General features: G+C 61.7%; 15 protein-coding genes. 9 read left to right on the forward strand and 6 right to left on the reverse strand.

Annotation, left to right across the window (positions count from 1 at the left end; all coding sequences use genetic code 11):
• Positions 1–26: 26 nt before the first annotated feature.
• Genes upp through ispG form a run of 3 tightly spaced genes read left to right on the forward strand, consistent with a single transcriptional unit; the run spans position 27 to position 2,487 of the window.
• Positions 27–656 (forward strand): uracil phosphoribosyltransferase, encoded by a 630-nt coding sequence (gene upp, locus V9T28_RS14050; RefSeq protein WP_116399873.1) that lies wholly within the window; start codon positions 27–29, stop codon positions 654–656.
• Positions 657–715: 59 nt separating this feature from the next.
• Positions 716–1,168 carry a Fur family transcriptional regulator gene (locus V9T28_RS14055; RefSeq protein ID WP_116399544.1) on the forward strand — a complete coding sequence of 151 codons (453 nt, stop codon included), beginning with the start codon at positions 716–718 and terminating at the stop codon, positions 1,166–1,168.
• 41 nt (positions 1,169–1,209) lie between these two features.
• The gene (gene ispG / locus V9T28_RS14060) at positions 1,210–2,487 is read left to right on the forward strand and encodes a flavodoxin-dependent (E)-4-hydroxy-3-methylbut-2-enyl-diphosphate synthase (protein WP_116399545.1); all 1,278 of its coding nucleotides are present in this window, start codon (positions 1,210–1,212) and stop codon (positions 2,485–2,487) included.
• A gap of 21 nt (positions 2,488–2,508) precedes the next feature.
• Here the strand turns inward: ispG and V9T28_RS14065 are convergent, their stop codons facing one another.
• Positions 2,509–3,135, reverse strand: a complete 627-nt coding sequence (locus V9T28_RS14065) for a LysE family translocator (protein ID WP_116399874.1) — start codon at positions 3,133–3,135, stop codon at positions 2,509–2,511.
• A gap of 197 nt (positions 3,136–3,332) precedes the next feature.
• Positions 3,333–3,749: a 4-oxalocrotonate tautomerase gene (locus V9T28_RS14070; protein WP_116399546.1), complete on the reverse strand. Its 417-nt coding sequence runs from the start codon at positions 3,747–3,749 to the stop codon at positions 3,333–3,335.
• Positions 3,750–3,899: 150 nt separating this feature from the next.
• Between V9T28_RS14070 and V9T28_RS14075 the strand changes: the two genes are divergently transcribed.
• Positions 3,900–4,478: a TetR/AcrR family transcriptional regulator gene (locus tag V9T28_RS14075; protein WP_116399547.1), complete on the forward strand. Its 579-nt coding sequence runs from the start codon at positions 3,900–3,902 to the stop codon at positions 4,476–4,478.
• Between the two features lie 11 nt (positions 4,479–4,489).
• Here V9T28_RS14075 and V9T28_RS14080 read toward each other — a convergent pair whose 3' ends face one another.
• Positions 4,490–5,344 carry an N-formylglutamate amidohydrolase gene (locus V9T28_RS14080; protein WP_245424008.1) on the reverse strand — a complete coding sequence of 285 codons (855 nt, stop codon included), beginning with the start codon at positions 5,342–5,344 and terminating at the stop codon, positions 4,490–4,492.
• Between the two features lie 252 nt (positions 5,345–5,596).
• Here V9T28_RS14080 and V9T28_RS14085 point away from each other — a divergent pair, with 252 nt between their 5' ends.
• The 3 genes from V9T28_RS14085 (at position 5,597) to pyk (ending at position 8,671) form a co-directional block, all read left to right on the forward strand.
• The gene (locus tag V9T28_RS14085) at positions 5,597–6,520 is read left to right on the forward strand and encodes a DMT family transporter (RefSeq protein ID WP_116399549.1); all 924 of its coding nucleotides are present in this window, start codon (positions 5,597–5,599) and stop codon (positions 6,518–6,520) included.
• 259 nt (positions 6,521–6,779) lie between these two features.
• Complete coding sequence (locus V9T28_RS14090) at positions 6,780–7,208, forward strand: DUF1036 domain-containing protein (RefSeq protein WP_116399875.1); 429 nt, start codon at positions 6,780–6,782, stop codon at positions 7,206–7,208.
• A gap of 26 nt (positions 7,209–7,234) precedes the next feature.
• On the forward strand, positions 7,235–8,671 hold the full coding sequence (gene pyk, locus V9T28_RS14095; protein ID WP_116399550.1) for a pyruvate kinase: 1,437 nt from the start codon (positions 7,235–7,237) through the stop codon (positions 8,669–8,671).
• A gap of 7 nt (positions 8,672–8,678) precedes the next feature.
• Here the strand turns inward: pyk and V9T28_RS14100 are convergent, their stop codons facing one another.
• The 3 genes from V9T28_RS14100 to ykgO all read right to left on the reverse strand — a co-directional run bounded on the left by V9T28_RS14100 (position 8,679) and on the right by ykgO (position 10,589).
• The gene (locus V9T28_RS14100; protein ID WP_158554726.1) at positions 8,679–9,656 is read right to left on the reverse strand and encodes an alpha/beta fold hydrolase; all 978 of its coding nucleotides are present in this window, start codon (positions 9,654–9,656) and stop codon (positions 8,679–8,681) included.
• A gap of 141 nt (positions 9,657–9,797) precedes the next feature.
• Entirely contained in the window at positions 9,798–10,379 is a 582-nt protein-coding gene (locus tag V9T28_RS14105; protein ID WP_158554727.1) for a tetratricopeptide repeat protein, read from the reverse strand.
• A gap of 84 nt (positions 10,380–10,463) precedes the next feature.
• On the reverse strand, positions 10,464–10,589 hold the full coding sequence (gene ykgO / locus V9T28_RS14110; protein WP_088521155.1) for a type B 50S ribosomal protein L36: 126 nt from the start codon (positions 10,587–10,589) through the stop codon (positions 10,464–10,466).
• Positions 10,590–11,232: 643 nt separating this feature from the next.
• Here ykgO and V9T28_RS14115 point away from each other — a divergent pair.
• On the forward strand, positions 11,233–12,150 hold the full coding sequence (locus V9T28_RS14115) for a patatin-like phospholipase family protein (RefSeq protein ID WP_116399553.1): 918 nt from the start codon (positions 11,233–11,235) through the stop codon (positions 12,148–12,150).
• A 261-nt stretch (positions 12,151–12,411) separates the two neighbouring features.
• Positions 12,412–13,800: an alpha/beta fold hydrolase gene (locus tag V9T28_RS14120; protein WP_116399554.1), complete on the forward strand. Its 1,389-nt coding sequence runs from the start codon at positions 12,412–12,414 to the stop codon at positions 13,798–13,800.
• The last annotated feature ends 201 nt before the right edge of the window (positions 13,801–14,001 follow it).

Consider the following 14,001-nt stretch of genomic DNA (forward strand, 5'->3'; position numbering starts at 1 on the left):
TTATGATGTCCATTTGGGGGAATATGATGGAAGGCGTGACACTCGTTGATCATCCGCTCGTTCAGCACAAGCTGACCTTGATGCGCGATGTGAAACGCTCGACCAAGGGTTTCCGGCAATTGCTGAACGAAATCGGCATGTTGCTCTGTTACGAGGTGACCCGCGACCTGCCGATCGAAATGATCGAGATCGAAACGCCGCTCACCAAGATGATGGCCCCGACCATTTCCGGCAAAAAGCTGGTGTTCGCACCGATCCTGCGCGCCGGCGTCGGCTTTCTCGACGGCATGCTCTCGCTCGTCCCCTCTGCCCGCGTCGCCCATATCGGCCTCTACCGCGACCCGCAGACCCTGCAAGCGGTGGAATATTATTTCAAGGCGCCGCAGGACGTCGAAGACCGGCTGATCATCGTCATGGACCCGATGCTGGCGACGGCCAATTCCGCCACGGCGGCTTTGGAGCGCCTGAAAGAGCGTGGCGCCAAGGACATCCGCTTCGTCTGCCTGCTCGCGGCGCCCGAGGGCATCGCCAAGATGCGCGCCGAGCATCCGGATGTGCACATCTGGACGGCGGCCATCGACGAAAAGCTCAACGATCATGGCTATATCGTGCCGGGCCTTGGCGACGCCGGGGATAGGATGTTCGGGACGAAGTAGCGGTCCCAGGGCGGCAATTCAGGCTCGATTTAGGTCCCGCGCTCCCTTATATTAGTGCCATGGCCGCCCCTCACGACCACGATCATACACATCACGACCGCGCGGATTGCTCGTGCGCGGGGCGCGATTTGCAGCTCACGCCGGGGCGCAAACAGGTGCTCGACATCCTGGAAGCCGCCGACGGCCCGCTCGGCGCCTACGAACTCATCGATCGGATGTCCGCGCTAACCGGCAAACGCGTCGCGCCCGTGACCATATACCGGGCACTCGACTATCTGACCGAAAACGGGCTCGTCCACCGTCTCGCGTCACGCAACACGTTTCTGGCCTGCAACCACCACCACCGGCGGCACGATCCGGTGGTCTTCCTCATCTGCGACATGTGCGGGTCGGTCCGCGAAGCGACCTCCGATGCGGTCAAGCAGGATTTGAGCAAGATCGCCGCCGAGGCAGGGTTCACCCTGCGCTCGGAAGTCATCGAACTCGGCGGGCGTTGCGCCAAATGCACTTGACTTCACATTTTCGTCTCAACTCAAACTTATGACACTGCGCCATGATCGAAGCTGATTTGTCCTGCCTTCCCGACGCTGCTCCCCGCCCGCGCAAGAAAACAGTCGGCGTCCTCGTCGGCCACGGCAAGGGTGCCGTGCAAGTTGGCGGCGATGCGCCGATTGTCGTGCAAAGCATGACCAATACTGATACGGCCGATGTGGAATCGACGGCGCGCCAGGTCGCCGCGCTCGCCCGCGCCGGATCGGAACTGGTGCGCATCACGGTTGACCGGGACGAAGCCGCCGCTGCTGTGCCGAAGATCAAGGACCGGCTCGCCCAGATGCGCATCGATGTCCCGCTCGTCGGGGACTTTCATTATATCGGCCACAAATTGCTGGCCGATCACCCCGCCTGCGCCGAAGCTTTGGACAAGTACCGCATCAATCCCGGCAATGTCGGCTTCAAGGACAAGAAGGACCGGCAATTCTCCGCCATCGTCGAAATGGCGATCAAGCACGACAAGCCCGTGCGCATCGGCGCCAATTGGGGCTCGCTCGACCAGGAATTGCTCACCGCCTTGATGGATCAGAACGCCAAGCTCGCGCAACCGGCCGAGGCACGCGCCGTAACCCGCGAGGCCATGGTGCGCTCGGCCCTGTTCTCGGCCCAGCGCGCCGAGGAAATCGGCTTAGCCCGCAATAAGATCATTCTGTCGGCCAAGGTCTCGGCAGTGCAGGATCTCATTGCCGTCTACCGCATGCTCGCCGAGCGCGCCGATTATGCGATCCACCTCGGCCTGACCGAGGCGGGCATGGGTTCGAAAGGCATCGTCGCCTCCTCCGCCGCCATGGGCATTCTGCTGCAGGACGGCATCGGCGACACGATCCGCGTCTCGCTCACCCCCGAGCCCAACGGCGACCGCACGCTTGAGGTGAAAGTCGCGCAAGAACTGCTGCAGACTATGGGGTTCCGCACCTTCGTGCCGCTGGTCGCCGCCTGCCCCGGGTGCGGGCGCACCACCTCGACCGTATTCCAGGAACTCGCGCGCGACATTCAGACCTGGATTTCCGCCTCCATGCCCGAGTGGAAGACGAAATATGCCGGTGTCGAAAATCTCAACGTCGCAGTGATGGGCTGCATCGTCAACGGACCAGGAGAGTCGAAACATGCCGACATCGGCATCTCCCTACCCGGCACCGGCGAAACCCCGGCCGCGCCGGTGTTCATCGACGGGCAAAAGGCCATGACCTTGCGCGGCGCCGGCATTGCAGCCGAATTCAAGGGCATCGTCGACGATTACATCCAGCGGCGGTTCGGCGCAAAAAACGCCGCGGAATAAGCCAACGCGGCACCGTGCCGCCTATTGCTGCTGCAGCGCCAACCGCGCGCCCAGGGCAAGATAGATCGCGCCCACCACGCGGCCCTGCCAGCGGCCGATGCGGCGATGGCTCTTGAGCCAGCTCCCGACGCGGCTCGCCGCCAACGCCAAGAGCACCGAATAGACCACGCTCATGCCGGCAAAGACCAGGCCGAGCATCGCGAGTTGGCCGGCGACGGCGCCATGGTCGGGCCGCACGAATTGCGGCAGAAACGCCAGGAAGAAAAGGGCTGTCTTGGGATTGAGCAGTTCGGCGAGAATCGCCTGCCGGAAGGCGAGCGAAGGCGTGACGCGCCGCGCAGCGGCAAATTGCAGATCGGCACCGCCTTCTTTCAACGCCCGGATCCCGAGATACAGCAGATAGAGAACCCCGGCATATTTCACGATGCTGAAGGCCAGGGCCGAGGTCATCAGAACGGCCGAGAGGCCGATCGTGGCGAGAACGGTATGGAGAAGATCGCCGCACGCGATTCCCAACCCGCAGGCCATGCCGACACGATGGCCGCCGGTCGTCGCCTGTGCAATAACCAGGAGAACGGCCGGGCCCGGGATGAGAAAGAGGCCCAAGACCACCGCCATATAGGTGAGCAGCGTGTGGGGATCGATCATGCGGCATGGCTCCGAAAATGCTCGTTCCACCAAGCCACGGCCTGGGCGATACCGCAAGTGGGAGAAGAAGGAAACCACGATCAGACTGATATGGCGCGTCATTTCGATCATCGGGCGTCATAAGATTTTGCAAGGATGCCGCCGCCCCGGCAGTGCGGTGGCCAGGGCGGCGGCAACGACCTGTCCTGCGTGCAGCGTCAGGCCGCCGCGACGGCGGCCCCGATTTCTTGGTTCGTCATGGCGCGGCCGTTGAAGTTCCACGCGCCATCCACCGCGTGGACCACATTGATGAAGATCTTGTCCCGCGGCTGCTTGCCGCCGGACATTTCGTAAATGATGTCCGTGGCTTCGGCGAAATAGCCCTCCTGCACCTTGCGGTCGGTGAAGGCGAAGGACGGCACTTTCCACTCGATGAAGGCCACCGGCGTCTCCTCCATGCCGGTGAAGGTCGCGTTTTTCGACAGGACGTGCAACGAGCCGACGACATTCGGGGTCATAACGGCATTGCCGGTGAGGCCATGCCACTTGAGCATGGCTTCGGACAGGCGGGCAAAGGCGATTTTTTCTTGGCCCGCGGGCACGACGCCTTCGGTCAGGGTAAGCGTGAGAGGCATGAGGTTTCCTTTCAAATCCGATCGATGATACGGCCATTCGGCTCGTCGTAGGCGCTTAAATAACGCTTGCTCTCTATCTATATAGAGTGGATGCTCTTTATGCAAGACAAAAGAGAGCGATCGGTGTGAACGAGTAAGAAAGGCCAGTGCATGCGCTATTCGACGGAACATAAGGAACAGACGCGCACGAAGATTCTGGACGCCGCGGCACGCCGTTTCCGCGCCGAAGGCTATGACGGCCTCGGCATCGATGGGCTTGCCAAGGCGGCCGGGGTCACCAACGGCGCTTTCTACGGCCATTTCGCCTCAAAGGCCGATGCCTTCCGGGAAGTTGCGGCGCAAGGCCTCGCCGAACTGCGCCAAGGAATCGAGCATTACCGGGCGGAACGGGGCGAAAGCTGGCTCGCCGACTTCGTGCACTTTTATTACAGCGCGCCGAAACTGGATTGCCCGGAAGACATCTGCGGGCTGCCAAGTTTCGCGCCCGAGGTAGCGCGCGCGCCCGAGGAAACCCGCGCGGCCTTCGAGGCGCAATTGCGCACGGTTGCCGAAGCAGTCGCCGCCGGCCTGCCCGGCGATGCCAAGGCGAGCGAGGACAAAGCCTGGATCGTGCTGGCCATGCTGGCCGGCGGCGTGACCCTGGCCCGTTCCGTCAATGACCTGGAATTGAAAAAGCGAATGACCTCAGCGCTTGAGGCGGCGGTCATCCAGATGGGAAGCGAAGATTAGGAGCGCCGCGTTCAGATCTCATGCACGGGAATCGGCGGCTGATAGCGCAGGCCGTCGCCGCGGCTGCCGAAGAAGCGGATTTGATGCACTTCCTCGCGCGCCAACACCGGCGTGAGCCAGCGGGCGATATGCGCCGCCCATGTGAGTGCCCCCTGCTCGGTCCCGATCAGATCCTGCCGCACCTCCAGCAAGAGGCTGGCGAGACCGCGCCGGGTCGAATGTTCGTGCAGCGTGTCGCCCACAAGCGCGCCGTCATAGGGCTCGTTGTCTCCGCCGATGATGTCCTGCTCGCGACCGACTTCCTGCAGGAACGGTTTCGGCATGCGGTAATCGCGATCCCACAGAACGGTAATGTGCCAGGGCCGGGGTACGCCCTTCCAGGCATTGGTGAAAGAATGGACCGACACGATGGCTGGGACGACCCCGGTCGCCAGCATCGCGTCCAAAACCGCGCACACCTCGTCACGGTAGGGTTGCCAGAACCGCGCCCGGCGATAGGCGACCTCGTCGGCATCCGCATAGCCGTTGCCGGGAATGATCGCCCCATCGGACAGGCGCATGACGAGCGTCGGATCATCCCCGCCGCGGTTCGGGTCGATCAGCAATCGCGAATAGGTGGTGAGCACGGCCGGCGCATGAAAATGCGCGGCGAGCGCGCGCGTCATCGTCTCGGCGCCGATGTCATAGGCGATGTGCCGCTGAAATTGTTCGGGCGGCAGGCCCAAATCCTCGTATTCGGGCGGCAGGACGTTGCGGGCGTGATCGCACAGGAACAACACGCCGCAGTCCAGATTGCCGGCGATGTTCAAAACGGGTTGGAAGGGCGAACACGATTGCAGCATGACCAACGACGAAGGAGCAAACATTTCACTCAAGAATCGCCTACCTCGAAACAGCTCTCGACGCACCTGCGATTCCGCACAGTGCGACAATCGTTCCCATGATCAGCGAAAATATGTTGCTTTATCGCTAATATGAAAAAATTGTCTGCCATAATGCTTTGCACGAAGCGCCTTTTACCGTCGATGAGCGTATGCTTTTCGTGCAGAACAACGCTGGCGTCGGATTCGGTCCATTTCGTCGCTCTTAAGATACAATGAGTATTTAGGCCCCTCCCCATGCTGAAAGCCAGCCCTCAACCCACGTCCGGTACGCAGGCCAACGCGATGCTGGCCCTTATCGCCGGCGCTTTCGCCATGGGCCTTTCGCCGATTTTCGTGCGCTTCGCGGTCGCCGGTGGCGTCGGCCCCTATACCAGCGCCTTTTGGCGCGTGCTTCTCGCCTTGCCGCTCCTGTGGCTGTGGATGCAGGTCGAAGAATGCGACCCGCATGTGCGGCGCCAATCCTTCCCGCTCGGCACAATTCTTGCGGGCGCGGCTTTTACCGGCGATTTGTTCTTCTGGCACCTCTCGATCGTCCACACCACGGTCGCCAATGCCACATTCTTTGCCACAACCGCGCCGGTTTGGGTGGTGATCGCCGGCTTCCTGATCTTTCGGCACAAGGTTGCGCCGAGCGTGCTTGCGGGCCTCGTCCTTTGTCTCGCCGGCGGCGCATCCCTGATGTGGCAAAGCATGGCGGTCCGCCCCGACCGGGTAATGGGCGACCTGTTCGGCGTCGCGACGGCGATTTTCTTCGGCCTCTATTTCCTGTGCGTGCAATCGGCGCGTGGCCGCGCCGGGGCGGCCAGGGTGACATTCGAGCTCTCTCTGGTCACTGCTGCGCTGCTGTTCGTGATCGCCCTCATCACGGAGCGCAAATTCCTGCCCGATACGCTCTCGGGCGCCCTGGCCCTCCTCGCCCTAGCTTGGCTCAGCCATGCCGGCGGCCAAGGCCTGCTGTCGATTGCCCTCGGTCGCCTTCCGGTTGTCTTCTCCTCGCTGGTAATCTTCCTCGAAGCCCTCGCCGCGGCCTTCTTCGGCTGGCTGTTCCTGCATGAGCCGGTCACATGGATCCAGATTGGCGGCGGCCTCCTGATCCTGATCGGCATCTGGGTCGCGCGGCCGCGCGAAGGGGACGGGCAGATCGAGGCGAATATCTGACCGGCAAGCCTGCGGGTGCGCGCTTTCGCCTCAGCGCCCGCGCCATCCTTGGGCGAGCCCGGCGGGTTTCATGCCAAAAGCGCGTCCTTTTCGCCCCAGCAAGGATTTTTGCGCTTCGCCGCGTGCCGATTCCGCCGGCGAAAGCAAAAGATCCGCCTCGGATTGTCATCGGATCGCCATGAAAGATGAACAAATGGATTGCCTAGAAAAACGAAAATTGACATGAGTGCATTCGGGCCTGGGCGCACAGGATCAAATGATGCATTTGGGAACAAGTTTAAAGGTTTATATCGGAACAATTGTCTGCGCGCTCGGTTTGACCGCAGGTGCGGCGCGGGCAGACTTTCGCATCTGCAACAATACGGCCAATCGCATCAGCATCGCGCTGGCCTATACGAGCGGCGAAACGTGGACCACCGAAGGCTGGTGGAACATCAAGGCCAACAATTGCGACACGCTGGTCCGTGGCGCGCTGACAGCCCAATATTATTACGTCTACGGCATGGACGAGCGCGGCGGCGAGTGGAAGGGCAAGACCTTCATGTGCACCCGCGACCATGAATTCAAAATCGAGGGCATCGAGAATTGCTACGCGCGCGGTTTCGACCGCACCGGCTTCTTTGAAGTCGATACCGGCAAGGATGCGAAAACCTGGACCGTTCAGCTCACCGACCCAGCTAAGCCATAAACATAAAACGAAGGAAAACGACCCCAATGAGACGCCTCCGCCGAGTAAAGATCCTTGCCACGCTAGGTCCGGCTTCGCAGGACCCCGAAACGTTGATGGCCTTGTTCGAGGCAGGAGCCGACGTTTTCCGCATCAACATGAGCCATGCGAGCCATGACGCCATGCGCGAGCGCATCCGCATGATCCGCTCGATCGAGGAAAAGACCGGCCGTCCGGTCGGCATCCTGTGCGACCTGCAGGGGCCGAAATTACGGGTCGGCATCTTCAAGGACGATAGTGCAATGGTGGCCAAGGGGGCACAATTCGTCCTCGATTCCGATCCGACGCCGGGCGACGCCACCCGCGTGCACCTGCCCCATCCGGAGATTCTCGAGGCGCTGCGGCCCGGCCACACGGTGCTGATCGACGACGGCAAGGTGAGCCTGCACATCGTCGAAGCCGACGGCAAAAAGGCCGTTGCCGTCGTCGACGTCGCCGGCAAGATTTCGAACAAGAAGGGTGTCAGCCTGCCCGACACCGAAATCCCCGTCTCCGCCATGACCGAAAAGGACCGCTCCGACCTCGAAGCGGCGCTGAACGAGGGCGTCGATTGGATCGCCGTCTCCTTCGTGCAGCGCCCCGAGGACGTGGCGGAAGTGAAGAAGATCGCGCGTGGCCGCGCGCTGGTGCTGGCCAAGATCGAAAAGCCGCAGGCCATCGCCCGCCTCAACGAGATCATCGAAATCTCCGACGCGCTGATGGTGGCGCGCGGCGATCTGGGCGTCGAAATGCCGCTCGAAAAAGTGCCGGGCCTGCAGAAGCGCATCTGCCGCAACGCCCGCCGCCTCGGCAAGCCGGTGGTGGTGGCGACGCAGATGCTGGAATCGATGATCACCTCGCCGGTGCCGACCCGCGCCGAAGTGTCCGACGTCGCGACCGCGGTGTTCGAAGGCGCCGATGCGGTCATGCTGTCGGCCGAAAGCGCCTCGGGCCAATATCCGATCGAGGCCGTGCGCACGATGAACCGCATCGCCGAAGAGGTGGAATGCGACGATATCTACCGCTCGATCATCACCACACAGCGCACAACGCCGGAGCAGACGGGCGCGGACGCGATTGCGGTTGCCACCCGCGACGTCGCGGAAACCCTCGACCTGAAAGCGATCGTCGCTTGGACGTCGTCGGGCTCGACCGCATTCCGCATTGCGCGCGAGCGGCCGGAATCGCCCATTCTGGCACTGACCCCAAATCGCGATGCCGCACGCCGGCTCTGTCTCGTATGGGGTGTGCATTCGATCACGACGAAAGACGCGCATGACATCGACGACATGGCCCTGCGCGCCTGCAAATTCGCGCATCGCGAGGATTTCGCCAAGGACGGCGAGCGCGTGATCGTCGTCGCCGGCGTGCCGTTCGGCACCCCCGGCGCCACCAATATGGTGCGCATCGCCTTCATCGACTCGCGCGATTGGGCGAAGAAGTAGCGAATGATTAAAGGGCGAGCGCGAGCTCGCCCGCCCCGCGCGATTTCGCGAACACGTCGGCGATCGCTTCGAGCACCGCATCGGGCGCCGCGTAGTGCACCGAATGGCCGACGCCGGGCAGAACCTTCAGCGTCGCGCCCGGAATGGCGCGCGCGCAATTGTAGGAATGAATGTCGGCATAGACGATCTGGTCGCGGTCGCCGGTCAAAATGGCCGTCGGCACCGCGATTTCGTGCAATTTCTGCGATTGCTCGCAGACATAATCGTAAAGACCGACCATATCCTGCGCATTCGCCTTGAACTCGCGCGTGCGCAAGATCAGCGACGCATTGGCGCGCGCGATATAGTCCTGCGGGATCTCGTTCGGCAGGAAGACATGCGCGACATTGCGCGCGAAAGTCATGAGGCCGACCGGCATGACCAGCAGGCGGCAAAAGATCTCGCCCAAAATGCGTTTGGCCGCCGGCGCATAATACCAATTGACCTTGCCGCCCGGCCACGGGTGGGTCGCGGGCGCGAGCAGCACCAGGCCTTGCGTGAAATCGCGGTGCTGCAGGGCAAACGTATTGGCGAGCGCGCCGGACCAGGAAAAGCCGGCGACAATGGAGCGGGTGATGCCGATCTTGGCCAAAGCCGCGTGAATCAGCGCCGCCTGTCCGCTCGGCGAAGCGGCGACGAGGGCGGAAAAGCGGTCGCTCCAGCCGTGGCCGGGGCGGTCGATCGCGATCACCTGGTAGCCGGCCGCAACCAGTTGCGGGCCAAGCGCGGCGATCATATCGGCCTGATTGCCGCTCGCGCCATGCAGCAGCAGCACATTGGCGCGCGGCTCCTGCACGGGGCTCAATTTCGTATAGTGCAGACGGCCGCCGGGCAGGTCGATAAACGCCCCAGTCGGCGGAAACCGGCGCTCGATGCGGCGGGTCTGCCAGAGGTTGAAAAGAACGAGAAGCGACAGAAGCGCGAGCGCGACGAGGAGAATGGTCAATTTAGCCCTGCAACCCAACCGAATCCGTGAAAACCGTACACGCCGCCCTTGCGGACATAAAAAGCCCGCCCAAAAATGCAGCGCTCGGGACGAAGTTCTAACATAAAACTGTAATAAAAGGCTAAAATGTGGCGCTACTACTTAAAGCGAGCGTCCGTCGATCTCGACCGCCAACTTGTCGACCAATTTCTTGACCTGCGGTTCGGACGGATAGAGCTTCAGCACGGCGCGGTAGGCCTCGAGCGCGCCCTTGTCGTCGCCCTCCGACTGCAGAATCCCGCCGAGGCTGACTAGCGCCTCGAAATGGCGCGGCTCGAGCGCCAGAACGTGGGCGAGGTCGCGCACCGCGTCGTCCTCGTTGCCCATCTTGAACTGCAGATTGGCGAGCTGATTCCAGGCTTCCGCCCAATCGGGCTGCAGATCGGTGACCCGGGTCATCAGGGTCAGCGCCAGATCGTCGGCGCCGGCATTACCGGCCGCAACCGCGCGCTGCATCAGAAGATCGGCGGTGTCGGAGCCCGATTTCAGCCACATCCGCTGAATGACCGTGGCGATGCCCTGCGCCTCTTCCGGATCCTTGGTGCTGGCGAGCCGCTGGAACAATTCGTCCATCATCGCCTTGCCGGGACTTTGCACCTGATCGGAGACGGCGGCCGGCGGCTTCACGGCGCCATCGTCGGCCTGCGCGGACGGCATCGCCGCGAGCGCGAGAAGAACTGGCAATGCAAAAAGCCCGGAACGCATGCCCCAAAGATTAGGGCTGGATACCGGGCTCGTCAATGTGACGCGACCTGTCGACGCTTAAGCTTAGCCCTGGCGAGCCTTGTAGCGCTTCTGGGTCTTGTTGATGATGTAAACGCGGCCCTTGCGACGCACGAGCTGATTGTCGCGATGACGGGTACGCAAAGATTTCAACGAGTTACGGACTTTCATGGGATGTCCCCGGCCTTCTCTTTAGGTTGAGCGGAGACATGACCCGCCACGCACCAATTGAACTGAAAATGACGATATGCCGAGACTCAGAGAGCCGAGCCGCAGCATTTGTGGGCGGTCCTATGCCCGATTTTGCCCGTAAGATCAACCATTATCGCTGCGGTTTTTATCGGAAATGACCGTTCTTTGACGAGCCTCGGCTTCCCCTCCAAGGCCCTCCTTCTTCCGATAGGTCGCGGGCAATTTCTGATGTATCCCGCGATATACACACTAATCCATTGATATCATTTTCATATTCGCTCTATTAGTTTGATCCCAATTTTTTTTATTTTGACGCTCCCACGATCCCGACCGCAACGCACAAGGCAACACGCCACCTCCTCGGGCTTCGATCAAGTCCGAGTCGGCGGATTGCAGTCTTTAACTACTACGAAGCTTAGAACATAACATGAACATTGTCAATCCGAGGCACTTGCGCGGATGCGATTCAAAGTGTGGGCATTTCAGGAGCGCGGGCGACCTGCACACGCACGGCGCATTCGTGATGATGGTCGTTGATAAGGCCCGGCCACGAACCCGGCCGCAAGGCATGGTCTTGATATTTCGATGGACAGGAGTGTCCACGGGCTGAAATAGTGGCCAGATGGTTCGAAAAAACCTTGCTCTGGTTCTCGGTGCCGGCGGGGCTGCCGGAAATGCGTGGCTGATCGGTATCATCGCAGGCCTAGCCGAGGCTGGTCTCGACATGACGCAGGCCGCCGATCTGGTGATCGGCACCTCGGCCGGCGCCACCGCGGCGGCGCAGGTCCGCAGCGGCATACCGCCGGTAGAACTGTTGGCCTCGGTGCTGTCCCCGCCGGTTCAACCGGTCGGACAAAACCGTCAACCTCCGCCGTCCCTGCCGATGGCCACGGTCTTCGAGCGGATGCGGGCCGTCTCCGCTGCCGCAACCTCGTCGGCCGATCTGCAACGCGCGATGGGTGCGTTCGGGTTGGAGTGCGACGCAATGCTTGGGCCCGCCGCGGGCGAACGGTGGCGGGCCACGGTCGCCGCCAGGCTGCCTCGCCGTGAATGGTCGGACAGGCCGATGATCGTGGTGGCCGTCGACGCGCATACCGGCGAAGTGGCCAAGTTCGACCGTGATTCCGGTGTCGATCTGGTGGACGCGGTCACTGCGGCGACCGCCCTGCCCGGCTTGGTCCCCACCCACAGCATCAACGGCGCCCGCTACATCAACGGCGGCGTACGCTCCCCCGACAACGCCGACCTTGCCTCGGGCTATGCGAATATCTTGGTGCTCTCGCCCTTGAGCGGACGGAGCGGGCCGCTCCCGGAAGGCCAGTTCGAGGGGCTGCGCAGACCAAAGGAATGGGGCATGGATCTGGAGGGCCAGGTCGAGGCCCTGCGCAAGCAGGGCAGCCGCGTCGAGGTGATCACACCGGATGCCGATTCTCGCGCCGCCATGGGCACGAACCAGATGGACCTGGCGACCCGCATCCCCGCCGCCCGCGCCGGTTTCGCCCAAGGCAAGCAGGAAGCGACCCGCGTGTCGTTCCTCTAGGGTCGAACCGGGGCTCCTCGTGCTCATCTCTCACGCTTGCAGAAGGGCGAGCCGCTCATCGACGCGGCCCGGCGCGATTTCGAGAATGTCGGCCGTCGCTTGGGATCCACAGCATAGGCCCGCGAAGGGTGGAAAGCGGTCGCTCAACACCGGGCGCATTTGGACAGCGATTTCGATTGATTGAGGCCGTCCGGGCGTGCGAGGTTAGTCAAGCGGGCTGAACCAGCAGGAAGCGCATGAGAAGTCTTCTGGAGAACTCTCATGAAGGAGGGTCAGTTACGTAAGCTTGTGGCTGTCCTGGCGGCAGACATTGCGGGTTACAGCATCCTGATGGGTTCAGACGAGGTGCGCACGGTGCGTGATCTCAAGGGACATCAGGCCGTATTGCTGCCTTTGATTGGTGAATATGGCGGTCATATTATTGACACTGCCGGCGATGGCATACTCGCCGAGTTCGCCAGCGCCGTGGCAGCCGTAGAATGCGCGATTGCGATCCAAGAAAAGATGCTCGAGCGCAACGCAACAATAGAGCCTGAACGACGCATGCTGTTTCGCATCGGCATCAACGTCGGCGACGTCATCTACGACGAATCACGCATTTATGGTGACGGCATCAATATTGCGGCCAGGTTGGAAAGCATCGCCGATCCCGGCGGCATCTTCATTTCCCGCCAGGCCTTCGATCAAGTGGATGGAAAGGTAGCTTTCGGCTTCCGAAAATTGGGCCTGAAAAATCTCAAGAACATCTCAAAGCCAGTCGATGTCTTCGCGGCCGACAGAGCATCCGACACAACGCCAAGCGTTGGCCCGCTACGGATTCCTCAGGAAATTAGGTATTGCCGGGCGCCCGACGGGGTGCGTCTCGCCTATGCGATAGCCGGCAGCGGGCAGCCACTCGTCAAGGCTGCAAACTGGATGAACCACCTCGAATACGATTGGGAGAGCCCGGTCTGGCGGCATGTCTTCCGCGGTCTTGCGAACAATCACACCCTCATCCGTTATGACGCTCGCGGCAACGGATTGTCCGACTGGGACGTGGACAAGATTTCCCTGGACGCCTGGGTCACCGATCTTGAGACGGTCGTCGATGCGGCCGGACTTGAGCGTTTCCCACTCCTCGGAATCTCGCAGGGTTGTGCCGTTTCGATCGCATATGCCGTGCGGCACCCCCAGAAAGTGTCTCACCTAATCCTTTACGGAGGCTTTGCACTAGGCGGCAAGAAGCGTTCAACAGCCGAGAGGGACAAGCGCAATGCGATGATGACCCTGATACGACTGGGTTGGGGTGCGGACAATGCCGCGTTTCGGCAAATGTTCACGGGACTGTTCATCCCTCGGGGGACGCCGGAGCAGGCGGATTATTTCAACGAACTCCAGCGCAGGACCACATCCCCTGAATGCGCCGCCCGATTCTTTGACGCAGCCGGCGATATTGACGTCACAGATCTTCTCGCTCGGGTCGCCGCACCTACACTCGTGATGCACGTCAGAGAGGATGCTTTATGCCCGATCGAGGCCGGTCGCCAAATGGCAGCTGGCATTCCGGGGGCGCGGTTCGTCGGGCTCCCAGGCCAAAACCATCTGTTCCTGGAGAACGAACCCGCTTCCGGCCGCTTTTTCGAAGAGATCGCCATTTTCCTGAGCGGATGACCTGATGCCGCGAAGGTCGGCTATCGGTCAGGAGCGGGCGTTCGACTGGGTATCAAGCGTCTGATCTGAACCACTGGACATCGCCTTGACGATGCGCAAGCGTGACCAAAATCTGATTCAAACGGCGCTTCTGTTTAGGGACAACCATTGGACTCGTTATTGCGGTCACAGGTGCATCATTCCAGCGGCCCCATGATCGGC

This window comes from Methylovirgula sp. 4M-Z18 (genome assembly GCF_037890675.1).
Classification (GTDB): domain Bacteria; phylum Pseudomonadota; class Alphaproteobacteria; order Rhizobiales; family Beijerinckiaceae; genus 4M-Z18.